Here is a 26,670-nt window from a genome sequence, read left to right on the forward strand (position 1 = left end):
GCCGGGTATCTACAAGTGTGGCCAGCTTGGCCTGTGCGGTGCTCAACTGTTCAAGAAGGCCGGACATGTTTTCGCGCAGAAGGTCCCGTTCTTTGTTGATATCGTGAATGGATTTCCGGACCTGCGTCGTTGTTTTTTGACTGGTTTTCAGCATACTGCTTTGTGCGTTGAGCGTATTTTCCAGCTCTTGCCGTGTTTTTGCCAGTCTGGCCTGTTCGGCCTGCGTCGTGCTGAGCTGCACCAGAATTTCTGACAGGTTATTGTGCAGCAAATCGCGTTCGGTTAACAGGGTATCAACTTGGGCATGCTGCGCGCGGACGTCTTGCAGGGCGGTTTGCACCAGCCAGGGGCTATTTTCCAAAGAGGGGCAAGGACCGCTGATCATGGCCTCGACCTCGGCGGCAAGAGCTTGAGCGCGGGGATGGGTCTGTAAAAGATGCCCGGCAAGCAGATAGTACAGCGCATCGATCCCGTTGTTTTTGGGAGGTGGGGGCATATCCGCGTCGAAGGGCCGGGTCGTCACGCCCTGCCGTGCTGCCAAGGCAGCCCAGCTTTCCGGGTCGCCGACCAGAAACGGGGTGCGGGCAAGCAGTTGAATACGCCGCCGCGCCTTGCGGTAGGCGCTGAGCCCGGTCGCCGTTTCCTCCATCCAATCCTGCAGAGCTGTATCATACGCTTGCCCGGCGGCAAGGCGCTGCGCCAGCGCCTCCATAGGTGTTTCAAGAGGGATGATGATGAGCTCAGGCGGGTTTTGAAAAAGCGCATCTTGCAGGCTGTTATGAGGTAAAATTCCGAAACCTGGAAAAGCGGAGCTTGCCAGCAGGCGCAGGCGGGAAGCATGATCGCTGTGAGGCAGTACGAGATGCAACATAGGACCCTTTTCATTCGTTTCAGGGCCTGTTTTCAGCGTAATATCTTGCATTCCGGCTTTCCATAAAACAATAATACACCTGTAAAAGAACATACTCATCAAAGATAATCCAGCGCTATTGAAAGCCCTGCATGAGCCTCTCCGGCAACATTTTTAAGCTCAAATTCTGGGGCTGAAGTTCCCTGCTTTCGGGGGCTGTTTATGCCCAGCAGTTCGAGAGTTTCCTTTGCGCAGTTGATGGGTGAGCGACATCTAAGTGCCGAACGCGGGTACCTAGGGTCAGGATTCATAACCAATAGATGACAACAGCTGCGAGGGCGATGGCAGAGAGGAATACCTTGGGACAGCGGTCATAGCGCGTCGCGACGCGCCTCCAGTCCTTGAGCCTGCCGAACATGATCTCGATGCGGTTGCGCCGCTTGTAGCGGCGCTTGTCGTATTTGACCGGGGTCTTGCGTTGCTTTCGACCTGGGATGCAGGCGCGTATCCCTTTGTCTTTCAAAGCTTCTCGAAACCAGTCGGCATCGTAGCCGCGATCTCCGAGCAGCCAGTTGGCTTTTGGGAGGCCGCTGAGCAATGCCCGCGCGCCGATGTAATCACTGACCTGACTGGCGGTGACGAACAGGTCGAGCGGGCGCCCCTGGCTGTCGCAGATGGCCTGCAGTTTGGTGTTCATGCCGCCCTTGGTGCGACCGATCAGGCGACCACGCCCCCTTTTTTCACGCCCAGGCTGGACGCCGTGCGATGCGCTTTCAGATAGGTCGCATCGATCATCACTGTGTTCTTCTCGCCGTGCAGGGCGGCCAGACCCGCCATCATCCGCGCGAAGGTACCTTTCTCGCTCCAACGCTTCCACCGGCTGTAGAGCGTCTTGTGGGGGCCATAGGCGGCAGGGGCGTCACGCCAGCGCAAGCCATTACGATTGATAAAGATTATGCCGCTCAGCACACGCTTGTCATCAACTCGAGGCTTTCCGTGCGACCTCGGAAAGAAGGGTTTCAAACGCGCCATTTGCGCGTCGGTCAGCCAGAAAAGATTGTCCATGTCACCGCTCCGTTTTAAGAGCCGTGAATCACGCGGAGCGGACGAAATCAATGCATCCTGACCCTAGGCGTATGCGTCGCTCACCAAGATAACGTAAGCGATGGGGTGGACGCCCCCCGGCGGCATTTAATGTGCCAAGGTAGTGGGTGTTGAAACACCGCTTCGAAGGAGAGCGTCCATGAACGAGGTTAGCATCATCGGCCTGGATTTGGCCAAGAACGTATTTCAGGCGCACGGTGCCGGAGCTGATGGCTCGGCTATATTCCGCCGAAAGCTATCACGCGTGCAGCTGTTGAAGTTTCTAACGCAGCAGCCGTCTTGTGTAGTCGCGATGGAGGCCTGCGCGAGCGCCCATCACTGGGGCCGGGTAATCGGTGATCTTGGCCATGAAGTTCGGTTGATCCCACCGGCCTACGTGAAGCCGTTTGTGAAGCGCCAGAAGAACGACATGGCCGATGCGGAGGCGATTGCCGAGGCCGTGTCTCGGCCAACTATGCGGTTTGTCGCGGTGAAGAGCGAAGAACAGCAGGGGGCGGCGATGGTTTATCGCACCCGCGACCTACTGGTTCGACAACGCACCCAGACGATCAACGCGCTGCGGGCTCATCTGGCCGAACAAGGCATCGTCGCGCCGACCGGTCCCGCCCATGTCGGACGTCTCGCCGCGGTCATCGACAGCGACGACGGCGCGCTGCCTGCGGCGGTGCGGGATCTGGCGCGACTGCTTTTGGACCAGATCGCAGGTTTGAGCGAGAAGGTCGCGGATTTGGATGCTGAACTGCGCCGACGTGCGAGCGTCGACGACACCGCGCGCCGGCTGGCGACGATCCCGGGAGTAGGCCCGATCACCGCGGCGGCGATCACCACATTTGCGCCACCTATGGAAACCTTCTCGAAGGGGCGCGATTTTGCGGCATGGGTCGGTCTTACGCCGAGGCAACATTCAAGCGGCGGCAAAGAGCGGCTCGGGCGGACGTCGAAGATGGGCCAGCGCGATATCCGAAGGCTACTGATCATCGGGGCCGTTGCGGTGGTTCGGTGGGCTGCCCGGAAGGGTGCGCCCGAGGGGTCGTGGCTCGCGCGGATGCTGGAGCGTAAGCCGAAGATGCTGGTCGCGGTGGCGCTGGCCAACCGCATGGCCCGAACAGCTTGGGCGCTGATGCGTAAAGGTGAAGATTACAGAGATCCGGCGATGGTGACCGCATAGGTCAAAATCGCCGGTGTGTTGCCGCGGATGTGAGCAGGACGGAGGAACGTAAGGGCAAACGATCAAGAGACCGGATCGGGAGAACCATTATTCCGGACGACGCGCCATCGAGCGCGGGTAAGCGAACTGGACCCGATCTGCATATCTCCATACAGGCCCGCAGCGCTTGAAAGGCCGCAACTTCGAGGCCGGACACACGACCGCACCTGATCACATGCCCGATCGTGCCAAAAAAGTGCTTGCATTCATGGGGGCGTCCACACACGTACGAAGTCTCATTGCTGATTGCCGAAACCCGGACGGCTCCCCTGCGTCTCGCCCAGCAAGGCTACAAATGGTTTTTCCCAGATTGATCTCCAGAACGTCGATATCTATCAAATACACCCCTCCCAATCTATGGTCGCAACAATAGCAGGGGTTCGGCGGGAGGATCGTTAATACCGTTCGCGTCGCCTAAGCTACAACGCTGAAAAGCTCAACGTCACCCTACGCCACCGGGTGCAAAAATGAATGTCTATGATGTGACGAAGGATGAACTCTGGGTGCCCATTTTTTGTGCAACGGAAGTGGGAGTGGCGGTTAGTTGCTGGACAAGAACAGACTGTTGTCATAGGGAACGTGCTATAGGGTATTTGACTGATATTGATTGTACTGCGGGACTGCATTGATGTTTGAAGTGCAGTGAGATGTCTTAAACGCGGTGAATTTATGACTAGAACGTTACGACGTAGAAGGTTGAAATGATTGTAAGTATTGTCATTCGCACACTTAACGAGGCGCTTCATCTTGATGATTTGCTGGTGATGATTGGTCGCCAGAAAACCGATTTTGACGTTGAGATGGTACTGATCGATTCAGGGTCAACGGACGGCACGGTTGAGATCGCTGAAGCACGGGGCGCACGGATCACCACGATCGACAAATCTGAGTTTTCCTTTGGCCGGTCACTGAACCGAGGGTGCGATTTTAGCGGCGGCGATATTCTGGTTCTGATCTCGGGCCATTGCGTACCCGCTGACGAGCATTGGCTGGCGAACCTGTGCCATCCGCTGATCGACGGCAAAGCGTCTTACGCCTATGGGCGTCAGATCGGGGATGATAGCAGCAACTATAGCGAACGTCGGATCTTTGCCAAATACTACCCGGCGGAATCCATGATCCCGCAGAAGGAATTCTTCTGCAACAATGCGAATTCGGCAATCCTGCGGCCGGTCTGGCAGGACTATCAGTTCGATGAAGAGCTGACCGGTCTGGAAGACATGGAGCTGGCCAAGCGGGTCTGGTCCAAGGGGCACAAGATCGCCTATGTCGCCGAGGCGCCGGTTTTCCATCACCACCGGGAAAGCTGGGCGCAGGTTCGCCGCCGTTTTGAGCGTGAGGCCATCGCCCTGCGCGCCATTATGCCAGAATTGCATGTGACGCCGATGGATGTGCTGCGCTGGGTTGCGTCAAGCACATGGAAGGACTGGCGGGCCGCCCGACGCCACGGCATCACCTCGACCAGCAAGCAGGACATGCTGCGTTATCGTTGGAACCAGTTTGTGGGGTCTTACAAGGGCAACCACGATCACCGGCGCATGTCTCAGGAATTGAAACAATATTACTTCTATCCGGAAGTTACGGAAAAGGCAGATAAAGATGAGTGGCTCAAGCCGTTGTATCGCACTCCTCCCCATGAAGGCCAACAGTCAAAGGGTTAAGGGAAAGAATTTCCGCCCGCTGCATGGGAAACCCCTTTTTCGCTGGATTTTGGATACGCTGCTGGCTGTCGATGAGATTGACGAAGTGGTGATCAACACCGACGCCCGTCATATTCTGGCCGAAAACGGTTTGGTGGAAACGGACCGGGTGCGCATCCGCGACCGCAAGCCCGAACTGTGCGGTGATACCGTGTCGATGAATCTGATCCTGGCGGATGATATCGCTGCGGTCGGGGCAGACACCTATCTGATGACCCACACCACGAACCCACTGCTGACCGCAGACACGGTTCGGGCGGCGCTGGAGCGGTATGCTGAAGGTGTGGCCACCGGGGATGCAGACAGCGTATTCACCGTGAACAAGATCCAGACGCGGTTTTATCAGGCGGATGCCAGCGCGGTGAATCATGATCCCGACAACCTAATTCAGACCCAGGATCTGGAGCCGTGGTACGAGGAAAATTCGAACCTCTATATCTTCTCGCGCGACAGCTTTGCCAAAACCAATGCGCGGATTGGAAAAAAACCTCTGTTACATGAGATGGATAAGATGGAGGCGTCGGATATCGACACTCCCGAAGATTGGGAACTGGCCGAAGCACTGGCCGGGATACGCATGGCAAGAGAGGCGGCAAAATAATGAAAGACATTCTTGTGACATGCCCCCCGATGCTGGGGCAGTTCGACCTGTTTGTGGATTATGCTGCGGAGCGTGGCCTGCGCCTGCATCGCGCGAATGTGACCCAGGTGATGACCGAGGATGAACTGTGCGCGCAGCTGCCGCAATATGACGGCTGGATCATCGGCGACGACCCGGCCACCCGTCGCGTATTCGAAACTGCGCAGGGCGGGCGCCTGACGGCAGCCGTGAAGTGGGGGATCGGGGTTGATAATGTCGATTTCGCCGCCTGCAAGGATCTGGGTCTTCCGATCATCAACACGCCGATGATGTTCGGCGCCGAAGTGGCCGATGTGGCGACCGGCTTTGTGATCGGTCTTGCACGGGAATTGTTTCTGATCGACCGCGGTGTGCGGGCGGGTGGCTGGCCGAAACCGGCGGGCATCAGCCTGACCGGGAAACGCGCCGGTGTGATCGGTCTGGGCGATATCGGGCGCAACACCGTGCAGCGTCTGCAGGCGCTGGGGCTGACGGTTGTTGCCTATGATCCGGGTGTTGAAGGCGATGCCGGGTTCGAAGGTCTGGAGCGGGCAGCCTGGCCCGAGGCAGTAGAAGGTCTGGATTTCCTGGTTTTCACCTGCGCCCTGAACACACAAAATTTCCATATGCTGAACGCTGGTGTTCTTGCTGCGTGCAAGCCGGGCCTTCGCGTTGTCAACGTGGCTCGCGGGCCGCTGATCGACGAGGCGGCCCTGATTGAAGCCCTGCAATCAGGGCGGGTTCATTCCGCCGCGCTGGATGTGTTCGAGATCGAGCCGCTGTCCATGGACAGCCCGCTGCGCGGCATGGAGCGTTGTATTTTCGGGTCGCACAACGGATCGAACACGGTTGATGCGGTGATCCGGGCCAGCCATGAGGCGATCAGGCGGCTCGCGGGGTTCTTCGGGAACCTCGATGCGGCAAGAACGGAGACGGCGCAATGAACGATTTCGACCCCAAGAAAACCTGCGTGGTTATCGGCAACGGCCCTTCGCTACGCGGCTTTGATCTTCATCGGCTGAATGGCTTCTCAACGCTAGGGATGAACGCGGCTTATCGCTACTGGGACCGGATCGGCTGGTATCCGAGCTATTACGCCTGCCTTGATGATCAGGTCATTCGCAGCCATCACACAGAGATTGAGCGCCTTTACCGCGACGGTCTGGTCAAGAAACTGTTTCTGCACCGCGGGTTCTTCGAACACCACCCTCATCGGATCGGCAATCCGGATTTCGTCATCTTCGATCAAACCTCGCGCCACTGGTATCCACGCAACGCCCAGAAGCTCGGTCTTCCACCGCTTTTCGACGAACCTGCGTTCCGCATCTCCGACACCTCAAAGATCACCACCGGCTCGCACGCAGTCCGCTTCGTGGCGAACATGGGCTATCGCCAGCTGCTGCTGATGGGCATTGATCTACGCTATGTCGAAATCCTGCCGGAAGCGGAACCCACCGAAGGCGTCGGGCTGAAGATCGCCAGGACTCCGAAGCAGAATCCGAACTATTTCTTCGATGGCTACCAAAAAGCGGGCGATCTTTATAACATCCCCAACCCGGCCGCGCATCAGGGCGACCTGCACCCGCGTGCTTTCGAACTTGTTGCCAAGGATTTCGAGACCAATGAGCTCGAATGTCAGATCTACAATACCAACCCGAAATCGACCCTGTCGGACCGTAATGTCTTTCCGTTGATGCCGATCGACAAGGCGCTGGGGGAAAGCCGACTGGGCGCTGTATTCGTGCCCTGTAACTTCCGCGAAGTCGATGACATTCTCACCAATTTTAAACTTTGGGCGAGCGTTGAGCTAAGCCCTTCTGTAGAGCCGGAAATGGCGCAACGGCCAATGCTGGTTTTCGTCTTCAACAACGTCAGCGGGCGCGAGCATCAACCGGCGATCGAGAAGGCTTTTGCAGAAACCGGGATGGAGCGGTTCTTCCGCGGCCCGGCTTTTGAATATCTTCAACTCGAAGGCAAGACTGACCTCTACCAGCGTGATTACACCAAGGAGGTCGGTGGCGAGGGATTCAAGTCGGGGCCGAACAACCAGTTTTTCCGCTCGATGGATTGCATGGCGAAATACGGCCATTACTCCTTCTTGATGGAAGTGGACTGCCTGCCGCTGCGCCGCGGCTGGCTGGAGCGGCTGCGAACCATCGTTGACGGTGCCGAGGACTTCTGGATTCTCGGTAGCGCCTATCGCGGCGGCGAGATGCTGTCGAAGGCCAACACCCGCCACATCAACGGCAACGCGATCTACGCTACTGGCGATCCGGATTTTCAAGCATTCATCGCCGAGTTTTGGGAGCCGCAGAGCTGGGGGATGATCCGCGACGTCGACAAGCGGTTGGCCTATGACTGCATCCTCGAAATCCTATTCAGTGAGGATGCGCTGCGCGATCCGGAACGGCTTGCGCTGTGGAAGTCGCTTGCCCATCGTTTCCGTTACACCGAATGGACGCAGAACATTTCTGCGGCGAGCGATTTGAAGGCCACTGACGGTGCGCTGATCAAGCGGCTCCGCGAGGCTTTCCCGCGCATTGACATGATGCACAACCGTGTGGCGCAGAAGCTCATGGTCGAGGCACTGAGCACCGATGCTCTGACCGAGCGGCCTAAGGTCTCGAGGGGCAAAACCCGGCACGCAGTCCCGCGGCTTTTGGTGTTTGACATGACCGCTATCGGTAATGGCACCGCCACCGGCGAGATCAAGGCTAATTTTCTCGCGAAATGGCCGGACGAAGCGTTGCTGCAGTTCGTTACCGACGGCCCCGATGGGCTGGCTTCGATTCAGCGCCGCGACGGCCGTTATGTCCGCACCCGGGTTGACACAGCCAAAGCTCTCGAAATGATTGACGCCTTCAAACCGGAGGCGATCCTCTATCGCCCGACACCGAAAACGGCGCCGTTGCACCGGCTCGCGATGGCCGAGATCGACCGCTTGGGTGTGCCGGTGATCAATTGGATCATGGACGACTGGCCGGCCCGGATGGAAATCGAGGCGTCGGCGGATTGGGACGCGATGCGCCCGGACCTCTTGAATCTTATCGCTCGTTCGTCGGCCAACCTGTCGATCTGCGAAAAGATGTCAGCTGCCTTCGCGGAGCGTTACGCGTGTGCCTTCCGGCCTTTGGCGAATGGCATTGACCCAGCCGACTGGCCGTTGTTGCGGCGGCCCGAGCGGCGCACCTTTGTTATCCGTTACGCCGGTGGCATCGCTCCGGACATGAATCGCGCCAGCCTACTGCGGGTGGCCGAGGCTGTGGACATTCTGGCAAAATCAGGGCTCGACATCCGCTTTGAGATTAGCACGCAATCGTGGTGGAAGAAGGAATGCGATCCGCTGTTCGCTTCCTTCCCCTCAACGACGCTCGAACTCGCGGACAAGACCATCCCTGAATACCGGCGTTGGATCAGTGAGGCCGATCTGCTGTTGATCGCTTATAATTTCGATGAGACGAGCCTGCGTTACGTGCAATACAGTATGGCCAACAAGATGCCCGAATGCCTCGCTTCGGGGGCGGCCGTCCTCGCGCATGGTCCGATGGGCACGGCGACGATCGAATATCTGAGTGGCGATGGGATTGCCAAGGTCGTCGCGGAGTCCGATGTGGTGGCGCTGAGCGCAGCGATCAAGGAACTCTACGAAACTCCAGAGACCCGGCTTGGCATAGCTGCTGCGGGACGGGCCCGTGCGGTGGAGCGTCACAATATTCACAAACTGCGCGAAGTTTTCGCCGACATCATCTCGCAGGCCGTCAAGAGCGCCAGTACATCTAGCCTCGCGGCCCCCGCCCTTCGGTCCTTTGTTCCGACCGACGCTACGGGCGTGGATCAGGCAAGTGCCCTGCGCGAGGATATCGTTATTCTGAGCGCTGAGATCCTTCTGGGTCGACGTCCCTTGACAGCATTGAACTCGGACACGAGCATCGCTGAAGTGATCAAGAGGGCCGAAACGGAGCTCGCGGCGGACGATCCTGCACTTGTCCACTTGCAGCGTGTTCGTCGTTTGTACCAACCCGGCAGTGCTGCGCATCCTCGTGCCTAAAAGAACGTTTGGGCATCCGAACCCAAATATTAAGACTATTTAAGGAATGGAAAGAAAATAATGAAAAAAGCACTGATTACGGGTGTTACCGGACAAGATGGTTCCTATCTTGCTGAATTATTGTTGCAGAAAGGCTATGAGGTCCACGGTATCAAACGTCGGGCATCTTTGTTTAATACGCAGCGCGTTGATCATATCTATCAGGACCCGCATGTGAATAATGCCCATTTCAAGCTTCACTATGGTGACTTGACGGATACATCCAACCTCACGCGTATCCTGCAAGAAGTGCAGCCCGACGAGGTGTACAACCTTGGCGCACAGTCGCACGTTGCCGTAAGTTTCGAAGCACCTGAATACACCGCCGATGTCGATGCAACTGGCGCATTGCGGCTGCTTGAAGCGATCCGTTTTCTGGGCATGGAAAAGACGACCCGCTTCTATCAGGCTTCCACCTCAGAACTTTACGGGCTCGTGCAGGAAATCCCGCAAACGGAAACAACACCGTTCCACCCGCGGTCTCCTTATGCGGTTGCCAAGATGTATGCCTATTGGATCACGGTGAACTACCGCGAGGCCTACGGAATGTATGCCTGCAACGGCATCCTGTTCAATCACGAAAGCCCGCGCCGCGGCGAAACCTTTGTGACCCGCAAGATCACCCGCGGGCTGGCCAATATCGCCCAAGGTCTGGAACAGTGCCTGTATATGGGCAACATTGATTCCCTGCGTGACTGGGGCCATGCCAAAGATTACGTCCGGATGCAGTGGATGATGCTGCAACAGGATGAACCCGATGATTTCGTGATCGCCACCGGCGTGCAATATACGGTACGTGAATTCATCACTTGGTCTGCCGCTGAAATCGGTGTGACGCTTGAATTTACCGGCACCGGTGTCGACGAAATAGCAACCGTTACCGCGATCGAGGGCGACAACGCCCCGGCGTTGAAGGTTGGCGACGTCGTCATGCGCATCGATCCCCGCTATTTCCGTCCTGCCGAAGTGGAAACCCTGTTGGGCGATCCAGCCAAGGCCAAGAAAAAATTGGGCTGGGTGCCAGAGATCACCGCGCAGGAAATGTGCGCCGAAATGGTTGCCGAAGACCTGAAGGTCGCAAAACGCCACGCCTTCCTGAAAGAACACGGCCACGACGTGCCTGTGAGCGTTGAAGGGTAAGGCCTGTGACCGGCGGAATAGAGAATAAAGCGTTGGAAGTCGTCTTTTTAGGCGGCTCCAACACCCGGATGGCCAACGGATATGTTCCGGCTTTGATTGAAAGCATGCAAGAGCGAACCGACCGTCCGGTAACTGCCAAGAACTATGCTGTCGGCATTAGCGGATCGGTGATGGGTTTAGAGCAATTTCTGGCTTGCGGTCTCGAGGATGATCCCGAGATCATCTTTCTGGAATACTCTATAAACGACGTGTCACTCATGGGGCATGGCGACCTGACCTTTTGGCAAAAATGCTACGAAGGCCTTATACGCTTGGTTCGTCGGACTTATCCGACTGCGGCTGTGTACGGCCTCTTCTTTGCATCGCAGATTGAACACCATCGGGCACCTTCGCGGCAGTTGCTTGCTGGCATGCAAGCTTGGGCGGAGCATTACGACGGCTTCTCTCTCATCAACGTTCATGATGAGCTGGAGGCGCGTTTTTCAGGAGCAGTCCCCTATTTCGACAACATGCATTACGGCGAGGCAGCCATTGGCCCAATAGCCGAAATCATATGCGACGGGATGCAGGCGCAAAATTGCGATACGGCTTTACCAGCCCCGCTCACAGCAAATCCGTTCGATGCTCCTTTTCTGGTGGGTGCCGACAGTTTTGAAAGCATGGAAAAGCGGCCTTTCAGCAACTCGATTTTCAAATTCGACACGGCAGTGATGAAGGCCGGACAGTCAATTACCCTGACGGTACCGGGCGAAATCATATCGGTTTCTTTTCTTTCGCGACCGAAATCGGGCATCCTTGAATTATCCGATCGGAATGGAAATGCTTTCATCCCTACCTTGCACAAGGAAGTGCTCCGAAACGGATCGGCCTTGTTCATGAACGCTCCTCTTCTTTGGCATGATTGGGAACTGCCTGAATTGGGCAGCCAAACTATAGAACTCAGCGTCCACGATACCAAACAAGAGCCGTTTCACCCATTTTTCAACATGATTGAACCGCAGAACCTACCAAGCGAGGTTCAGATTCGTGGGATTTTGATCGCGGGAAAGGAAACTTCCACATGACTCTTCATATTTCACGCTATCAGGTCACACCGGTCCTTTATACAATGGGCAAAGTGGCCTCGACTTCCCTTACCCGAGGGATCGAAACCACTGGAATGAAATGCCACCAGATCCATAATCTGAACGACAAAACGCTAATCGCGCTGGCAAAACGTTCCACCGATCGCAACCAGATGCCGTATTTGTTTGTTACTCAAGCGATGGCAAACAAGAAAGACTATCTAGAGCATCCCGAAGATTACCTTTTCATCTCGCTGGTCAGGGACCCGCTAGAACGAAATCTTAGTGCTTTTTTCGAAACCTTCCAGTTTCTACACGGAGTGACGCCTTCAGCCGGTGATGCCCAAGCGCTATTTGATCGGTTCGTTTCCGAGTATAACCATAACTTACCGCTGAATTGGTTCGATAATGAGGTCAAAACCTTTTTAGGTCTTGATGTCTACCAGAGCACATTCCCTAAGGATCAAAAACAGGTCTATTTTCCAGAGCACCGCTTCTTGCTGTTCCGCCTGGATTGTCCCGACGAAACCAAACAAGAAGTGCTGACCGAAATGCTGGGTGAGAAAATTCTTATCGAACGGGAAAACGACGGATCGCGCAAAGACTATGCCGAAGCTTACCGAAAGGTGAAAAGTATGGCCACGTTTCCGAAAGCCTTCCTCGACAAAATGTATGAAAGTCGTTTCGCTCGACATTTCTGGTCCGACGAAGAACGGAAAAAAATGCGCGCCAAGTGGCAGGAAGGCTGAGACCATTGCAGCATACCGAAAAACAAGCTGTCCTTCGTTCAGCAGTATTGAGAAAAGATGTAATCTCGAAAGGAACGTTGTGAGATGAAGATCTACATCGCAGGCCATCGCGGAATGGTAGGGGGCGCAATCCTGCGCCAGCTTGAGGCACGCAAGGCCGCGGGCGAGGATCTGAGCATGATCACCCGCCCCCATGCCGAACTGGATCTGACCAGTCAGGCCGCCGTGCGCGAATTTATGCAGGCCGAACAGCCCGATGTGGTGATCCTGGCCGCGGCCAAAGTGGGCGGCATTCACGCCAACAACACCTATCCCGCCGATTTCATTTATGAAAACCTGATGATCGAATGCAACGTGATCCATCAGGCCTATGCGGCGGGGGTCAAAACCCTGCTGCAACTGGGATCCAGCTGCATCTATCCAAAGGCTGTGCCGCAGCCGATGAAAGAAGACGCGCTGCTGACCGGCACGCTGGAGCCCACCAATGAACCCTATGCCGTCGCCAAGATCGCCGGGATCAAGCTGTGCGAAAGCTATAACCGGCAACACGGCGTGGATTACCGGTCGGTGATGCCGACGAACCTTTATGGGCCCGGCGATAATTTTCATCCGGAAAACAGCCATGTTCTGCCCGCCCTGATCCGCCGCTTTCATGAGGCAGCGCAAGAAGGGCTGGATGAGGTGGTGATCTGGGGCTCGGGCAAGCCGATGCGCGAATTCCTGCATGTTGATGACATGGCCGAAGCCAGCCTGTTCGTACTGGAGCTGGACAAAGCCACCTATGCTGCCAATACTGAACCGATGCTGAGCCATATCAATGTGGGCACCGGCACGGATGTGTCGATCATGGAACTGGCACGGATGGTGGCCAAAGTCACGGGTTTCACTGGTAATATATCGAACGACCCGACGAAACCGGACGGGACTATGCGCAAACTGATGGATGTCAGCCGACTGGCCGATATGGGCTGGCGGGCCCGCGTCAGCCTAGAAGACGGCTTGACCGAGACCTATCAGTGGTTTCTGGACAACCAAGACAATTTCCGTCGTTAAATTATATTCAGGGAATTTCTGTGCATGACGCAAAATATTCACCCCCTTCTTTTGTGCGGCGGCTCCGGTACACGGCTCTGGCCCCTTTCACGTAAGTCCTATCCCAAGCAGTTTGCTACGCTGACTGGCGAGGAAAGCCTGTTTCAGGCTTCGGCGCTGCGTCTGTCGGGGGAAGGATTCGCCGCGCCGATGATTATCACCGGATCGGATTTTCGCTTTATCGTGCTGGAACAGTTGGCGGCGGTGGAAACCGCGTCGGCGGCCACGCTGATTGAGCCCGAGGGGCGTAACACCGCCCCCGCAATTCTGGCGGCTGCGTTGGTGCTTGAGGCCCAGACCCCGGGCGCGCTGATGCTGATTGCACCGTCGGATCATGTCATCCCCGAGGCGGACCAGTTCCGTGAGGCTGTTTTGGCTGCGGTACCGGCCGCTGAGGCTGGGCAACTGGTGACCTTCGGGATCCGGCCGGACCGGGCCGAAACCGGCTATGGCTGGCTGGCCATGTCTGAAAAACCGACTGCGGATTTTGCCCCCGTACCACAACCTCTGAAAGGTTTTGTCGAAAAACCCGACGAGGCTAAGGCACAGGCGCTTTTGGCGGGGGGGGAACATCTGTGGAACGCAGGTATTTTCCTGTTTTCGACCTCGGTTATAATCTCAGCCTTTGAAAAATATGAGCCCGCCATGCTGGCGACTGTGCGCCAGGCTGTGGATGGGGCAGAAAAGGATCTGGGCTTTATCCGTCTGGCACCCGGTCCTTGGGCTGATCTGGAAGACATCTCGATCGATTATGCCGTGATGGAAAAAGCCGACAACCTGACTGTGATACCCTATGGCGGGGTGTGGTCAGATCTGGGGGGCTGGGATGCGGTCTGGCGCGAAAGCGGCCCGGACGCGACAGGCGTCGTGACCAATGGGCCTGCCACCTCGATCGACTGCACCGATACGCTGCTGCGGGCCGAGGCCGAGAGCCAGCAACTGGTTGGGATCGGGCTGAGCGACGTGATCGTCGTGGCGATGCCGGATGCTGTTCTGGTGGCGCACAAGGACCGCGCGCAGGATGTCAAGAAAGCTGTGGCCGCGCTGAAGGCCAAAGGTGCCGTGCAGGCCGAAACCTTGCCGCGCGATTACCGCCCCTGGGGCTGGTACGAAAGCCTGGTCGTAGGCAACCGGTTTCAGGTGAAACGTATCCATGTTCATCCCGGTGCGGCCTTGTCCCTGCAAAGCCATCACCACCGATCGGAGCATTGGATCGTGGTGGAAGGCACCGCCAAAGTGACGGTCGATGACGAGGTGAATCTCGTGACGGAAAATCAGTCGGTCTATATTCCGCTGGGGGCAGTCCACCGTATGGAAAACCCGGGCAAAGTGCCCATGGTTCTAATCGAAGTCCAGACAGGTTCCTATCTGGGCGAGGATGACATCATCCGCTATGAGGACGTCTATGCTCGCGGGCAGGGTGCCAAAGGGTAAGGGCTTGCCCTGAGTAAGTGAGGGTCACATATTGGTCCGGTGCGGTTAAGAGGCCGGGCCGATCAGGGGATGTTGCGACGTGAAGGTAGGGCCGGAATGAAAATCGCCGTCGTCGGCATCGGGTATGTGGGCCTGTCCAACGCTGTACTTCTGGCACAGCATAACGAAGTGCGCGCGCTGGACATAGATGTCGGGCGTGTGGACCAGCTGAACGCCCGGCAGTGTCCGATCGTGGATAAGGACCTGGAAACCTATCTGGCTGAAAAGCCGCTGAACCTGATCGCCACACTGGACCCGGACAAAGCTTTTGAGGGAGTGGACTTTGTAATCGTGGCAACGCCCACGAATTACGATCCTAAAACCAACTTCTTTGACACTTCCAGTGTGGAGGAGGTGGTTCGCGCCGTGCTGTCCCAGGCGCCACAGGCAACAATCGTGATAAAGTCGACCGTGCCGGTCGGGTTTACCGACACGCTGTCCCGGACGTTGGAAACGGACCGGGTGATCTTCAGCCCCGAGTTTCTGCGCGAGGGGCGGGCCCTGTATGATAACTTGTACCCCAGCCGGATCATCGTGGGCGAAAGATCGGACCGCGCCCGCGCCTTTTCCGATCTGCTGAAACAGGGCGCTGCAATCACCGATATTCCCATTCTCTTCACGGATCCTACTGAGGCCGAGGCGATCAAACTGTTCGCCAATACCTATCTTGCGATGCGCGTGGCCTACTTCAACGAGATGGACAGCTATGCACTCAGCCGTGGGTTGGACACGCGTCAGATCATCAGCGGGGTGGGGCTGGATCCGCGGATCGGGGACCATTACAATAACCCGTCCTTTGGCTATGGCGGCTATTGCCTGCCAAAGGATACTAAGCAGCTTCTGACAAATTATTCCGAAGTGCCGCAAAACCTGATCCGCGCTATCGTTGAAGCCAACAGCACCCGCAAGGATTTTATCGCTGAACAGGTGTTGCTGTCCGCGCCGAGTTGTGTTGGCATTTACCGGCTGGTGATGAAAGCGGGATCGGATAATTTCCGGCAAAGCTCGGTGCAGGGAGTCATGAAGCGGATCAAAGCCAAAGGTGTTCCGATCATCATCTATGAGCCGACAATGGCGGAAGATCAGTTCTTCGGTTCCGAAATTGTGCGCGATCTGTCCGAGTTTAAAGCGCGGGCCGATATAATCATCGCCAACCGGAGCACCGACGAGTTGTCAGATGTGTCCCAAAAGGTATTTACCCGCGATCTTTTCGGGTCGGATTAAACCGTCGTGATCACCTTTTGCGCCATCGGGACATATGCCCATCGGCAACCGTTGGCGTATCCCCAGATCCGCGCGCATTGCCTGCCCCAGATACGGGTGACCGAGGATCCGGGCCGGGCCGATATTGTGGCGGTTTCCCATACCAAGGATCTGGAGATTTTCGGTGCCGGTCTGCGCCGCAGCCTGTCGCGGGATCAGCGCCTGATTTTACTATCGGAAGAACCATTTTGGGATACGTGCTGGGGCACGTCCCCCCTTGAGCGGGATCTGGTGCATGACACGCCCGACGGGCCGCTGCCGCTGACGCAGCTGAACCATGTTACAAGCGCGATTTATGACTTCGACAAAATCCCCTATTTTCCGCTGACCAGTGCGCACTTCTCCACGCGCTACACCCGCTGGTTTAGCCGGAATTCTATGCGCAGCGCTTCCGGCTGGAAAGAGCATCTCACAAGCTCCCTAGGGCAAGCGGTGTTCATGATGGCACGGCGCAAATCACCGCGGTATGAAGTGACCTTTCCGCAGGCCGGGGTATTTTCCATCTGTAACCAGCGCACGGCTATCGCGGAAGCCTGTCAGGGGGTGGAAATGGTGCATCTGGGGCAGGGGTGGCATGATACGCCGCCCCGGCAGGGGCTGACGGATTGGCATTTGGATAAATTCCTGACGCTTGACGGGGGCTATTGTTTTGTCTCGGCCATTGAGAACACTCACCAGTATTCCTATGTGACCGAAAAACTGTTCGATGCCTATGCCGTGGGTGCGGTTCCGCTTTATGTCGCGGGGACTCCTCACCGTGTTCATGAGCTTGCTCTGCCCGGTACATGGCTGAACCTGCTGGATGTTCCGTTTCAAGAAATCCCCGAGCTGATGGCCGACTTTGCAATGACACCAGCGTTTTTTGAGGTATATGCTGAACAACAGGCCGGGTTGGCGCGGCTGTTTGGTGACCGTGATATCCTGCATGCCGAACTTGCGCGCCTGAGCGCGGCGCTGTTTGATGAATTTTCAGGTGTGTTGGAGCGCTGATTTCAGACCAATGGACGGTTTTCAGCTTGCCCATACAGGGCATAATGCACCAGCGCCGACCATCCTGAAAAGGCCACATCGGGATTAGCCATGTAATAGGCTGTCGTACTGAACCCTGGCCCCGGATCACGGTGTTCGAATGCGCCCGAACGTACGTAGTGTTCATGCGGGCTCATGCCGCTTGGGCCCACATCCACATAGGCGTCCAGATACCACGCGCCGTCGAAAAGGTCGGACCTTTCCAATATGGCGATTTGCTCTGCTATTGACGGCAGCCCCGCAGGCGGCCCTTTTTGCCAAGTGGTGTAAAGGGTATGGATCAACGCTTTGTTGATCTCATGACGGCGGGCCAGCTCTTGCATCTGGCTCGTTTCTGCAGGCCGAGCGGCTTCTGTCAGGGCTTTCGCCAAGACTTCCAGTTCATCCAGACGTTCCTGCGCCAACAGCCGGAAAGCGGTCAATTCATCCTGAAACAACCCTAAGATTTCATCCTGTTTCTGCCGTGTCTGGGCGTCCAATTGTATGCTCCTGCTTTGTGTGCTGTCCCACGGTCCTGCCACTGACGGCGAAGAATAAACACTCAATATTTGAGATTTCTACGAAATGGCGTACGAGATGCAAAGCACGTATTAGGCACAAAGGCGGGTATAAAGACCGCATAAGTTGTTCCCTCTCACGTGGTTTCAGGGTGAGTACATATTTACAGATAACCGTGTTCTTTGGACTGTTGCGTTTGGAATTGTGTGGGGATCTGATAGAGATCCTGCAATGAACGGTCCAGTGACAAGGAACTAAACCCTATGACGAATATTCTGGTCACAGGCGGGGCTGGCTATATTGGCAGCCACGCCTGCAAGGCGCTGAAGGCAGCGGGATATACGCCCGTGACATTCGACAACCTGTATACCGGCTGGGAAGACGCGGTCAAATTCGGCCCGTTTGAAAAAGGTGATCTGCTGGACCGCGCGCGTCTGGACGAAGTGTTTGCCAAATACAAACCCGCGGCCGCGATGCATTTCGCGGCCCTGTCTCAGGTTGGCGAAAGCATGTCCGACCCAGGGAAATACTGGCTGAATAACGCATATGGGTCGCTGAACCTGATCGAGGCTGCAGCCGCAGCCGGATGTGGAAATTTTGTATTTTCCTCGACCTGTGCAACCTATGGCGAGCAGGACAATGTGGTGCTGGACGAAAGCAGCGTGCAGTTGCCCATCAACGCCTATGGCGCCAGTAAACGCGCGATTGAGGATATGTTGAGCGATTTCAGCGTCTCACATGGCCTGAACGCGGTGATTTTCCGATACTTCAACGTGGCTGGCGCGGATGAAGCGGCCGAGGTCGGCGAACAGCACCATCCTGAAACGCACCTGATCCCGCTGATCCTTGATGCGATTTCGGGAAAACGCGATGACTTGACCATTTTCGGCACGGATTACGACACGCCTGATGGCACATGTATCCGGGACTATGTCCATGTGATGGATTTGGTCGATGCGCATGTTCTGGGGCTGAAGTGGCTGGAACAGGGCAAGGGCAGCCGGGTGTTCAATCTGGGCACTGGAAGCGGGTTTTCCGTCCGCGAAGTCATGCAAGAGGCTGCCCGTGCTACAGGCCAGACTGTGCCCTGTACCGAAGGGCCGCGGCGGGCGGGCGATTGCACCAAACTGGTATCTGGCTCGGTGCGCGCCAAAGACGAACTGGGCTGGTGTCCGGATCGTTCCACATTGGCGCAGATGATCACAGACGCCTGGCGCTGGCACCAGCGTACACCCTATGCAAAATAGCCCCGGCACGCCGTATGGACCAGAGTGCAAATCCAACGGGCAGAAGGCCGCAGGGCTTCGGCTCAGGGCTAGATTGGGTCTGTCTTTGCAGCGCATATGACGATACAAACCTCTCAAATAAAGCAGTTTTCAGGACAGTAAATATGCAGCGCTTTATGCCCTTGGTGGCTTTATGCCTTTCGCTCCTTTTGACCGCAGGGTGCTCTTTGCCACGGGGGGCGGCTTTGTCCTCGGAAATCCTAGCCGAGAAACATCGGGAACACCCAAGTTTTCAAGTCGTTTCGGTGTCGCGTGACAATATCAACGTGCTCGGGGAATGGCCTGTGACCGGGTGGAAAGGGTCGTATAACTGGATCAATGCGCAGCGTGGTCCGCAAAGCCCTTTGATTCGAACTGGCGACTTGTTGCACCTTGTCATTTGGGACAGTCAGGAAAACTCGCTGCTGATTTCGACCGGCACCAAACAGGCGAAGCTGGATAGTCTGGCCGTCTCCACCAAGGGCGAGGTTTTCATTCCCTATCTAGGCGCGGTGCAGGTGCGGAATATGACCCCCGATGCGGCCCGCGAAAAAATTCAGGCGGCGCTCGAACCTATTGTCCCCTCGGCTCAGGTGCAGCTGTCTTTGCAAGCGGGGTTGCGCAATTCGGTGGATTTGGTTGGTGGCGTGTCCCGCCCAGGAACCTATCCTCTTCCGGATCGCAATTATACGATTGTCAGTCTTTTGGCGCAGGGGGGGGGCATCAGCGCCAATCTGCGCAACCCGGTCGTGCGTCTGAACCGTGGCAATAGCAGCTACGAAATCCGGGCCGAGCGGCTGATGTCCGAGCCCCAGCTGAACACCACACTGCGCGGCGACGATAAGATTGTGGTCGAAGAAGACCAACGGTTCTTTACTGCGCTTGGCGCAACCGGCCGCGAAGAACTTGTGTATTTCGAACGGGAACATATCACCGCGATGGAGGCCCTCTCGACAATTGGCGGCCTGTCCGATGGGCGTGCCAACCTGAAATCTGTTCTGATTTTGCGCGACTATCCAGCGAAAGCGTTGCACAAAAACACCGCAGGCCCCACGCAGGAACAGGTTATTTTTACCTTTGACCTGACTTCGGCAGATGGGTTGTTTGCTGCGCGCAAATTCGGCATCAACCCGCAAGACACTGTGTTCGCCACCGAGGCTGTCGTGACCTCGGCCCGGACGGTTCTCGGCCTGATCGGCTCGGTTGTCGGTGTGAGCAATGCGGTCAACAACATATCCAACTGACCACTCAAATGGCGCAGGCCTGACCTGCCACACTGCCTTGTCAGGCCTGCATCGCCTGTTCCTGCAAAAGGCGCGCGCATTGGCGTGCGGCGTTGCTCATGTGTAGCAACTGTCCCCGCGCGGCCTCCAGTGCGAGGATCGCATTCGCCACGCTTTGCGGGTCGTCCTTTGGCACGACAAATCCGCTCACCCCGCTTTCGACCAAGAATGGCGGCGCGCCGCGATCATAACAAACGACAGGGCGCCCGGCGGCCATGGCCTCCATCACCGTGCGCCCGAATGATTCAGCAAATTTGGAAATGCTCAGAACGATGTCGGCCTGCGCCAGCGCCTCTGCCGGGGTTGCTGCATAGTCCCGGAATTCAACATTGTCGGGCCAGGGCCGCAGCAGATGTAAATCCTGTGTGTTGGGGCCGATCAGGCGGAACCGGATGGGGCGCCCTTCAGCCGCGATCAGTCGCGCGACGGCCAGAAAATCAGCCACGCCCTTTTTGGCAATGTTGCTGCTGATCAGGGCCACATTCAGGCACTGTTCCGGCTGAAATGGCAGGCTGAACAGATCTTCATCCACCGAATTGGGACGGATCACCGTGCGATCCGGGCAGCCCAGCCAATCCGCGACAGGCTGCGAGGTGGCAACGAACCGGTCAGCCTGTTCCAACAGGATCCGGCGCAGGGTTTCGGCATCTGCCCCAAGATTGCGGCGCAGGGCCACATCCTGAGCTGGCAATTCACGGACATGAACAATGCTTTCGCAACCTTCGGCGCGGGCGGCCACCAAAGGCGCATCCAGAACCATTGTGTTCACATGGATTTCTTTCGACCCGTATTTACGGATCAGTCCGCGAATGGCCGTGACAGTTTCCGGCTGTGGCGGGCACGAGACACGCCACCAGATTTGTGGCAGGACTTCGACCGCCGCCGAAATTTCCAGCAACTGATCCAGATAGCCCATGTTGCGCAGGGTTGGCAGAACAACCACCGGGCATTGGCCGCGCCGCGCCATGCGTTCGACCACCCCCAAAAGGCTACGTTCCGCCCCGAACAGAGTTTTGCCTGAAGTATGCGCAAAGACCAGCGTGCGCGGCAGATCCGCAGAGATATCCGCCAGAGCCCCAAGGAAAACGGGTAGGGGCTTTGCCGCTGCCGCGCGCCCATTTTCTTCATAATGCAGAAGCGGAATGGCATCTTCGTCCAGCCCCTGCGCGCGTCGGTATCCGCCCGAGCTGAATAAAGGCCCCGGATCGCGGTTTTCCCCGGCGCCGCCATTCAGGTAGTGGCGCACGGGGTTCAGATCAGCCAACAGGACATCGGGATTGCTGAGCCGATACCAATCCGGGTCAAACAGCTCTGAGGCAGACAGCAGGTCATAGGCGCTGGTTGGCCCTTGCGGATCGCCCAGCCCGATTGCCTCGGGCACACGGAACGGGCGCTGACCTGGGATGCAGGGCATATACATGTTTTCAGCTGTATGGGCGCGGGCGTGCCAGTCATGCGCCGCCTCCATGTAATCTCGCCGCACGCCCTTGAACTGGGTGCGCAGATGGGTGGCGCTTTGCATGGTCAGGGATTGCGTTTCCGTCCGGCCAAAGGACAGCGGCAGCCCGGCACAGACCTCGCGGATCGCATCTGGCCCATATGCGGCAAGGATGCGATAATAATACTCGGTATCAGCATTGACCCGAACCCGGTCCCAATACCCCAGCGTCTCGCGCAATTCCGCCCGCACCATCAACGACGAGACATTGCGGTAGATCCATGCCTCTTCCATGCGCCAGCGGGTCATATCCAGATCATTCCCCACCCGCACCCAATGAGACACAGTGGCCTTGAGTTCGGGCTGATCTATCAGGTGGCGGGCCTGCAGTTCCAATTTCTGTGGGTGCGACCAGTCATCGGCATCATGGACGGCGATGAAATCGCCCCGCGCCTCGGCAAAGCCGGTGTTGCGGGCCGGATAGGCCCCCTGGTTTTGCTCATGGGGGATCACGCGAATGCGGGGGTCTTCGTCAGCCTGCTGGCGGGCAATGGCCAGACTATCATCCGTTGATCCGTCATCTACCACGATGATTTCCAGATTGGGCCAGGTTTGCGCCCGCAGCCCGCGCAACGCGGTGGGCAGGCCGCGCGCACCATTGAACACCGGTATGATCACGCTGATCCGAGGCAATGTATCCGCAGGCGCCCCCAGCCACGGTCCGGGCTGCCCGTCCAGCCGGTCGAACCGCGACCCATCCCAATCCGGACGCAGGGTGATCGGCATCACGTTGTGTGGCACATAAAGCCGGATCAGGTAATGCGACAGTTCCCAGTCATCCTGCCCGCGGGCCCCGGCGCACAGCATCCCGGCCAGTTCGAAATCAGGTAGGGGGCCGAAGCGTTCGATCCCTGCAGAACGGATCTTTTCGGCCTCAGGCTGGTCCTCGCAGGCCAGTGCCAGCTGTACACCCAAAAGGTAAGGCCCCGGATGGCGAATAATCTGCATCCCTTCGGGATGAGCGTGAAACACCTGGATTGCGTCAAACGCGGCTGTCAGGTTGCCCTGTTCCTTTTCCCAGCGGGCCAGTGCCCAGCCGGCCACGGCCTGCTCGCGGGGTGGACCTTTGTGCAGAAGGCGGCGCAGTTCCGGAGCGGCGGTATCCGCGTAGCCGCGCCACAATATGTGGTCCAGTTCCCGCGCCTGGACCGGCCCCCCATGCCGCCCTTCCGAACGCCCGACCTGAGTATAATGATCCCAAGGATCGATTCCTGCGGCCCGCACATCGGCATAGGTCTGCAAATACCAGATTGGATCAAAGTTATCTGGTTCGGAAAGCTCCTGAGGGCTATGTGGCATTTAAGTCTGCTTTGTTGGTCACATGATCCGGCTGTGGGTGTCAGGCGATCGCCCGGCCCTCGTTTTTACCAAACAAGGCATAATGCACCAAAGCCGGCCAACCCGTATCTGCGACATCGGGGTTTGCAATATAATAAGATATTGTATCGAAATCCGGGCCGGGGTTGCGCCCCTCAAATGCCCCGGAGCGCACGTAGTGCTCTTTGGGTCTTTTGCCGCCTTCTACCACATCGGGGTAGGTTTCCAGATACCAAGCGGAGTCAAACAAATCCGTAGCCGAAAGGGCATCAATCTGCTGCTCAAAAGGCGGCACTCCATGTGCGGGGCCGTCCCGCCAGCTGGCATACAGAACATGAACCAGACGCAATTCGACAGCATGGCGCTTTTTCAAGGCGTCGATCCGATCAACCAGAACAGCCTCTGTCTGCGTCTCGACGGTTTCCATCTGCTCGGTCAGGGCAGAGATTTCTTTGAGTCTGGCATCCAGATGGGACTTTAGTGAATTGATTTCGTTACGCAAAAGCTTCTGGATTTCCGCGTGACTTTCGGCAGCGGTTTTCAGAACAGACGCTTCTTGGGCTTCGGGCATTGGAAGACTACTCCATCAAAATATTGTGGCGATTCAACTGCTAGAGATACTTATCGTCATTTTGTCGTGCGAAGGCCAGCCATCCCCCGCAGAAATCAGCAGCAGCCGGTTTTTCCCGCCTGCCGAGCTGTAAAGCCGTATGAGGTTTCGCATCTGTCATATCCCGGGTTTTCGACAGAACCTGCCCGCAGGCGGCTATAGCATTGCCGTTTCCCGCAACACCGGTCAAAATCGCAGCAATCAATATCCGGCCCCGTGTTGCGGTCGGTGTGTCTGTTCTTTTCGAAAATGAGACCACATGACGCTACATGAGCAGATAAGTTTATTGAGCCAATCGGGGCTTTTCAATCCGCAATGGTATTGTGAAAACTATTCTGACGTGCCCCTGAGCGGCCTAGATCCTGCCGTGCATTACCTCAAATACGGCAGCAGGTGGGGTCGCAATCCGGGGCCGGATTTCGATGCGGTATTTTACCGTGACCGCTACCCAGATATTTCTCAGCATCAGATCGACCCCTTGGTGCACTACCTGATGCAGGGTCAGGCCGAGACCCGTTTCCCGACCCGGGCCGCTGCCGAGATTCACGCAGGCATAAAAACCGTGCGCAAATTGCAGGCTGAGCTTTGGGGAGGATTGCCTGATCTGGCCGAAAAAAACCTACGATCGCTGTGCGACACGCCCGAGCTGCCCGAACAGGTCCGGTTCGAAGCCGGGCGCCATCTGGCAGTCTGGCTGGATTTCAAGGGGGATGAAGACGGAGCCCTGATGGCCCTGGAGCGGATCGGCGGGATGTCAGCGCAATATGCCCATTCGGCGATGCGGTTGATCCCGAAAAGCGTAATTTATGCGCGCCACGGGCTGGTGCCCGCAGCCCGTCGTGCACTAGGTCGTATTCCCCCGGGCGATCACAAGGCCGATCGGCAACTGGCTCTGGCTAATCTGGAGCCGGATGGCGACAAGCTCAGACGGATCAATACGCTTTTCGAAGCTCGCGGCCTGATGCCATTGCGACGTCGCAACGCCTCACTCCCTCTGGCGATGGGGAACCTGAACACCGTGCCCTGCCTGTCCGATCCCAACACGGAAGACATGGGGAAAGTGTCGGTGATCATGCCCGCTTACAAGGCATCGGACCATATCGAAACTGCGCTTCGGGGAGTATGCACACAAAGCCACCGTAATCTGGAAATCATCGTGGTCGATGATGCCAGCCCCGATGATACGTTCGAAAAGATTGTAGCACTGGCCAAGGCGGACCCACGGATCATTCCGGTTCAGGCCCCTCAGAACGGGGGGGCCTATGCGGCGCGCAACCGGGGGCTGGCCATCGCGACGGGGGATTTCATCACCACCCATGATGCCGACGACTGGTCACATCCGCAAAAGATCGCCACACAATTGGCCGAGCTGGCCGTGGATCCGGATCTGATGGGGGTCCTGACTTATTGGGCGCGGATCCGGCCGCCGTTTCATTTCACCACGAATTGGCGGCTTGGTCATGCCCTGCTGCAATGGAGCCATTCTTCGTTTCTGGTGCGGCGCGGCGTCACCGATGCTCTGGGCGGCTGGGATGAGATCAGAGTCTCCGGGGATATGGAATTTATCTGGCGGGTCGAGGCTGCGTATGGCGTCGGCGCTGTGCGCCGTATTCTGCCGGATGTTCCCTTGGCCTTGGCGCTGGATGATGTGCACTCATTGACCCGAAACCCAGACACCCACGTACGCACCACCTATCACGGATTGCGTCACTATTATCGTGGAATCAGCCAATATTGGCACCGGATCGCCCCGCAAGGCCTGAATGCGGAACAAGCAGCCCGGAAATGGGCCATGCTGCCCACCGCCATCAAACCTCATGCACCACCGGTGACGAAAGTAGATGTCCTGATCCGGGCCGATTGCAGCAACCCACAGGTCTTGGATGAAATTGGCCATATTGCGCAAAACGCGCCCGAAAAACATATAGGGATCAGCCATGTTCCCGATCCTTGTTTCACGGATCGTGCTTACGGGTATGCTATTGAATTCCCGGACGCCTTTTTTAACCTTTTGGAGCAGAGCAATATCACCATCGCATGCCCCGAAACACAGGTCGAAGCCACTCAGACCTTGTCATTATGACCACTGTTGCGCCGCCTGCGCATAGGCTGTGCCAAAAATGGTATCAAGATCGATTCCGGACAGGGAGCCGGGCTGTGCGGCAAGCTGACCGGCCACATTGCGTTCAGCGGTAAAACAGCATCTCACATGATCTGTGACCGCCCCGGCGATGACGGTGATCTGGGCCGCAGTCAGATCGGCCCAGCCGCTGGCCAGTTTCCACGCGACCGGTTCCGTGATCAGGCCTGCGCTGATGTTCTGCACCGTGCTGGCGATCTGGGCCTGCGCTTCACGGGTGGTGGTGACAGAAAGCCCGTCAGGAAGGTCCAGACCGCCAGTTTCGCGCTGCCAGCGCAGATCGGCCAGATCGGCGTATTTTGCCGCACGGGCAGTTGTGGCCTTGTCCTCTGCGGTGACCAGTTGGGAAAGGTCGATATTCGGCATCAGGCGTCTTCCTCGATGCTATGGGTCGGCAGGTCAATCGGGCCGTCCTCTGTAACCGTAATTGGGGTGGGGAACGTCGCCGCATCCGGCGCAGTTGCCCCGTGCGGCAGGATTAGCGACAGGCGCAGCGTGCCATCTACCCGCTCGATATCCGAGGCCAGCCAGTCACAGGACACGGCATCGCGGGGCAGACTCGCGCCCTCGGGGATACCGGACAGATCGAAGGTCTCGCCGTTGATGGTCAGGGTATCTCCGGATCTTGACAGGTCAAGAACCTCATTGCGGCGCTGCGGGATCAGTGTGATTTTCATGGTTT

At 57.2% G+C, this 26,670-nt stretch carries 23 protein-coding genes; 15 read left to right on the forward strand and 8 right to left on the reverse strand.

Annotated elements, in window-relative coordinates:
• Positions 1-970: hypothetical protein (locus tag BSF79_RS18430; RefSeq protein WP_139246492.1), on the reverse strand; the 970-nt coding region annotated here is incomplete at its 3' end.
• 187 nt (positions 971-1,157) lie between these two features.
• Positions 1,158-1,915, reverse strand: a protein-coding gene (locus tag BSF79_RS18435; protein ID WP_090271304.1) for an IS5 family transposase whose coding sequence is annotated in 2 segments (ribosomal slippage) — positions 1,158-1,579 and positions 1,579-1,915 — 759 coding nt in all. Because the reading frame shifts where the segments join, the coding sequence is not laid out codon by codon here.
• Between the two features lie 178 nt (positions 1,916-2,093).
• Between BSF79_RS18435 and BSF79_RS18440 the strand changes: the two genes are divergently transcribed.
• From BSF79_RS18440 to BSF79_RS18495, 12 genes are all read left to right on the forward strand, one after another.
• Positions 2,094-3,122 (forward strand): IS110 family RNA-guided transposase, encoded by a 1,029-nt coding sequence (locus tag BSF79_RS18440; protein ID WP_090271305.1) that lies wholly within the window; start codon positions 2,094-2,096, stop codon positions 3,120-3,122.
• A gap of 740 nt (positions 3,123-3,862) precedes the next feature.
• Positions 3,863-4,822, forward strand: coding sequence for a glycosyltransferase family 2 protein (locus tag BSF79_RS18445; RefSeq protein ID WP_090271306.1), 960 nt, complete (start codon positions 3,863-3,865; stop codon positions 4,820-4,822).
• A complete protein-coding gene (locus BSF79_RS18450) occupies positions 4,797-5,462 on the forward strand; it encodes an acylneuraminate cytidylyltransferase family protein (protein ID WP_090271307.1) in 666 nt (221 codons plus the stop codon). The genes BSF79_RS18445 and BSF79_RS18450 overlap by 26 nt, the downstream gene beginning before the upstream one ends.
• A gap of 29 nt (positions 5,463-5,491) precedes the next feature.
• Entirely contained in the window at positions 5,492-6,424 is a 933-nt protein-coding gene (locus BSF79_RS18455) for an NAD(P)-dependent oxidoreductase (RefSeq protein WP_425443246.1), read from the forward strand.
• Entirely contained in the window at positions 6,421-9,528 is a 3,108-nt protein-coding gene (locus BSF79_RS18460) for a glycosyltransferase family protein (RefSeq protein ID WP_090271309.1), read from the forward strand. Before BSF79_RS18455 ends, BSF79_RS18460 begins: the two co-directional genes overlap by 4 nt.
• Before the next feature lie 60 nt (positions 9,529-9,588).
• The gene (gmd, locus tag BSF79_RS18465; protein WP_090271310.1) at positions 9,589-10,707 is read left to right on the forward strand and encodes a GDP-mannose 4,6-dehydratase; all 1,119 of its coding nucleotides are present in this window, start codon (positions 9,589-9,591) and stop codon (positions 10,705-10,707) included.
• A gap of 5 nt (positions 10,708-10,712) precedes the next feature.
• Positions 10,713-11,771 (forward strand): SGNH/GDSL hydrolase family protein, encoded by a 1,059-nt coding sequence (locus BSF79_RS18470; RefSeq protein WP_139246493.1) that lies wholly within the window; start codon positions 10,713-10,715, stop codon positions 11,769-11,771.
• The gene (locus tag BSF79_RS18475) at positions 11,768-12,520 is read left to right on the forward strand and encodes a putative capsular polysaccharide synthesis family protein (RefSeq protein WP_090271312.1); all 753 of its coding nucleotides are present in this window, start codon (positions 11,768-11,770) and stop codon (positions 12,518-12,520) included. Before BSF79_RS18470 ends, BSF79_RS18475 begins: the two co-directional genes overlap by 4 nt.
• Positions 12,521-12,604: 84 nt before the next feature.
• Positions 12,605-13,573 carry a GDP-L-fucose synthase gene (fcl, locus tag BSF79_RS18480; RefSeq protein ID WP_090271313.1) on the forward strand — a complete coding sequence of 323 codons (969 nt, stop codon included), beginning with the start codon at positions 12,605-12,607 and terminating at the stop codon, positions 13,571-13,573.
• Between the two features lie 24 nt (positions 13,574-13,597).
• Positions 13,598-15,046 carry a mannose-1-phosphate guanylyltransferase/mannose-6-phosphate isomerase gene (locus tag BSF79_RS18485; RefSeq protein WP_090271314.1) on the forward strand — a complete coding sequence of 483 codons (1,449 nt, stop codon included), beginning with the start codon at positions 13,598-13,600 and terminating at the stop codon, positions 15,044-15,046.
• A 96-nt stretch (positions 15,047-15,142) separates the two neighbouring features.
• Positions 15,143-16,309: a nucleotide sugar dehydrogenase gene (locus BSF79_RS18490; protein WP_090271315.1), complete on the forward strand. Its 1,167-nt coding sequence runs from the start codon at positions 15,143-15,145 to the stop codon at positions 16,307-16,309.
• A 96-nt stretch (positions 16,310-16,405) separates the two neighbouring features.
• On the forward strand, positions 16,406-17,338 hold the full coding sequence (locus BSF79_RS18495) for a glycosyltransferase family 10 domain-containing protein (RefSeq protein WP_139246494.1): 933 nt from the start codon (positions 16,406-16,408) through the stop codon (positions 17,336-17,338).
• Between the two features lie 2 nt (positions 17,339-17,340).
• Here the strand turns inward: BSF79_RS18495 and BSF79_RS18500 are convergent, their stop codons facing one another.
• Positions 17,341-17,856 carry a hypothetical protein gene (locus tag BSF79_RS18500; RefSeq protein ID WP_139246495.1) on the reverse strand — a complete coding sequence of 172 codons (516 nt, stop codon included), beginning with the start codon at positions 17,854-17,856 and terminating at the stop codon, positions 17,341-17,343.
• Between the two features lie 282 nt (positions 17,857-18,138).
• Here BSF79_RS18500 and galE point away from each other — a divergent pair, with 282 nt between their 5' ends.
• The gene (gene galE / locus BSF79_RS18505) at positions 18,139-19,122 is read left to right on the forward strand and encodes a UDP-glucose 4-epimerase GalE (protein ID WP_090271318.1); all 984 of its coding nucleotides are present in this window, start codon (positions 18,139-18,141) and stop codon (positions 19,120-19,122) included.
• Between the two features lie 155 nt (positions 19,123-19,277).
• Positions 19,278-20,384: a polysaccharide biosynthesis/export family protein gene (locus BSF79_RS18510; RefSeq protein ID WP_281248654.1), complete on the forward strand. Its 1,107-nt coding sequence runs from the start codon at positions 19,278-19,280 to the stop codon at positions 20,382-20,384.
• 40 nt (positions 20,385-20,424) lie between these two features.
• Here BSF79_RS18510 and BSF79_RS18515 read toward each other — a convergent pair whose 3' ends face one another.
• Genes BSF79_RS18515 through BSF79_RS19605 form a run of 3 tightly spaced genes read right to left on the reverse strand, consistent with a single transcriptional unit; the run spans position 20,425 to position 24,053 of the window.
• A complete protein-coding gene (locus tag BSF79_RS18515) occupies positions 20,425-23,220 on the reverse strand; it encodes a glycosyltransferase (RefSeq protein ID WP_090271320.1) in 2,796 nt (931 codons plus the stop codon).
• A 40-nt stretch (positions 23,221-23,260) separates the two neighbouring features.
• On the reverse strand, positions 23,261-23,809 hold the full coding sequence (locus tag BSF79_RS18520; RefSeq protein WP_090271321.1) for a LuxQ periplasmic sensor domain-containing protein: 549 nt from the start codon (positions 23,807-23,809) through the stop codon (positions 23,261-23,263).
• 40 nt (positions 23,810-23,849) lie between these two features.
• Positions 23,850-24,053: a hypothetical protein gene (locus BSF79_RS19605; protein WP_139246496.1), complete on the reverse strand. Its 204-nt coding sequence runs from the start codon at positions 24,051-24,053 to the stop codon at positions 23,850-23,852.
• A gap of 54 nt (positions 24,054-24,107) precedes the next feature.
• On the opposite strand from BSF79_RS19605, the gene BSF79_RS18525 reads away from it, so the two are divergent.
• On the forward strand, positions 24,108-25,931 hold the full coding sequence (locus BSF79_RS18525; protein WP_090271322.1) for a glycosyltransferase family 2 protein: 1,824 nt from the start codon (positions 24,108-24,110) through the stop codon (positions 25,929-25,931).
• On the opposite strand, the gene BSF79_RS18530 is transcribed toward BSF79_RS18525, so the two are convergent.
• A complete protein-coding gene (locus BSF79_RS18530; RefSeq protein WP_090271323.1) occupies positions 25,926-26,354 on the reverse strand; it encodes a DUF4376 domain-containing protein in 429 nt (142 codons plus the stop codon). The genes BSF79_RS18525 and BSF79_RS18530 overlap by 6 nt on opposite strands.
• Positions 26,354-26,665 carry a hypothetical protein gene (locus tag BSF79_RS18535; RefSeq protein WP_090271324.1) on the reverse strand — a complete coding sequence of 104 codons (312 nt, stop codon included), beginning with the start codon at positions 26,663-26,665 and terminating at the stop codon, positions 26,354-26,356. Before BSF79_RS18535 ends, BSF79_RS18530 begins: the two co-directional genes overlap by 1 nt.
• Positions 26,666-26,670 lie beyond the last annotated feature (5 nt).

Origin of the sequence: Thalassovita taeanensis, from assembly GCF_900110775.1 — a bacterium.
GTDB lineage: Bacteria > Pseudomonadota > Alphaproteobacteria > Rhodobacterales > Rhodobacteraceae > Litorimicrobium > Litorimicrobium taeanense.

Excerpts from the sequence above, each read along its gene's own strand:
- BSF79_RS18440 (WP_090271305.1), top strand. The coding sequence starts at position 2,094 with ATGAACGAGGTTAGCATCATCGGCCTGGATTTGGCCAAGAACGTATTT.
- BSF79_RS18445 (WP_090271306.1), top strand. The coding sequence starts at position 3,863 with ATGATTGTAAGTATTGTCATTCGCACACTTAACGAGGCGCTTCATCTT.
- BSF79_RS18450 (WP_090271307.1), top strand. The coding sequence starts at position 4,797 with ATGAAGGCCAACAGTCAAAGGGTTAAGGGAAAGAATTTCCGCCCGCTG.
- BSF79_RS18455 (WP_425443246.1), top strand. The coding sequence starts at position 5,492 with ATGCTGGGGCAGTTCGACCTGTTTGTGGATTATGCTGCGGAGCGTGGC.
- BSF79_RS18460 (WP_090271309.1), top strand. The coding sequence starts at position 6,421 with ATGAACGATTTCGACCCCAAGAAAACCTGCGTGGTTATCGGCAACGGC.
- gmd (WP_090271310.1), top strand. The coding sequence starts at position 9,589 with ATGAAAAAAGCACTGATTACGGGTGTTACCGGACAAGATGGTTCCTAT.
- BSF79_RS18475 (WP_090271312.1), top strand. The coding sequence starts at position 11,768 with ATGACTCTTCATATTTCACGCTATCAGGTCACACCGGTCCTTTATACA.
- fcl (WP_090271313.1), top strand. The coding sequence starts at position 12,605 with ATGAAGATCTACATCGCAGGCCATCGCGGAATGGTAGGGGGCGCAATC.
- BSF79_RS18485 (WP_090271314.1), top strand. The coding sequence starts at position 13,598 with ATGACGCAAAATATTCACCCCCTTCTTTTGTGCGGCGGCTCCGGTACA.
- BSF79_RS18490 (WP_090271315.1), top strand. The coding sequence starts at position 15,143 with ATGAAAATCGCCGTCGTCGGCATCGGGTATGTGGGCCTGTCCAACGCT.
- galE (WP_090271318.1), top strand. The coding sequence starts at position 18,139 with ATGACGAATATTCTGGTCACAGGCGGGGCTGGCTATATTGGCAGCCAC.
- BSF79_RS18510 (WP_281248654.1), top strand. The coding sequence starts at position 19,278 with ATGCCCTTGGTGGCTTTATGCCTTTCGCTCCTTTTGACCGCAGGGTGC.
- BSF79_RS18515 (WP_090271320.1), bottom strand. The coding sequence starts at position 23,220 with ATGCCACATAGCCCTCAGGAGCTTTCCGAACCAGATAACTTTGATCCA.
- BSF79_RS18520 (WP_090271321.1), bottom strand. The coding sequence starts at position 23,809 with ATGCCCGAAGCCCAAGAAGCGTCTGTTCTGAAAACCGCTGCCGAAAGT.
- BSF79_RS18525 (WP_090271322.1), top strand. The coding sequence starts at position 24,108 with ATGACGCTACATGAGCAGATAAGTTTATTGAGCCAATCGGGGCTTTTC.
- BSF79_RS18530 (WP_090271323.1), bottom strand. The coding sequence starts at position 26,354 with ATGCCGAATATCGACCTTTCCCAACTGGTCACCGCAGAGGACAAGGCC.
- BSF79_RS18535 (WP_090271324.1), bottom strand. The coding sequence starts at position 26,665 with ATGAAAATCACACTGATCCCGCAGCGCCGCAATGAGGTTCTTGACCTG.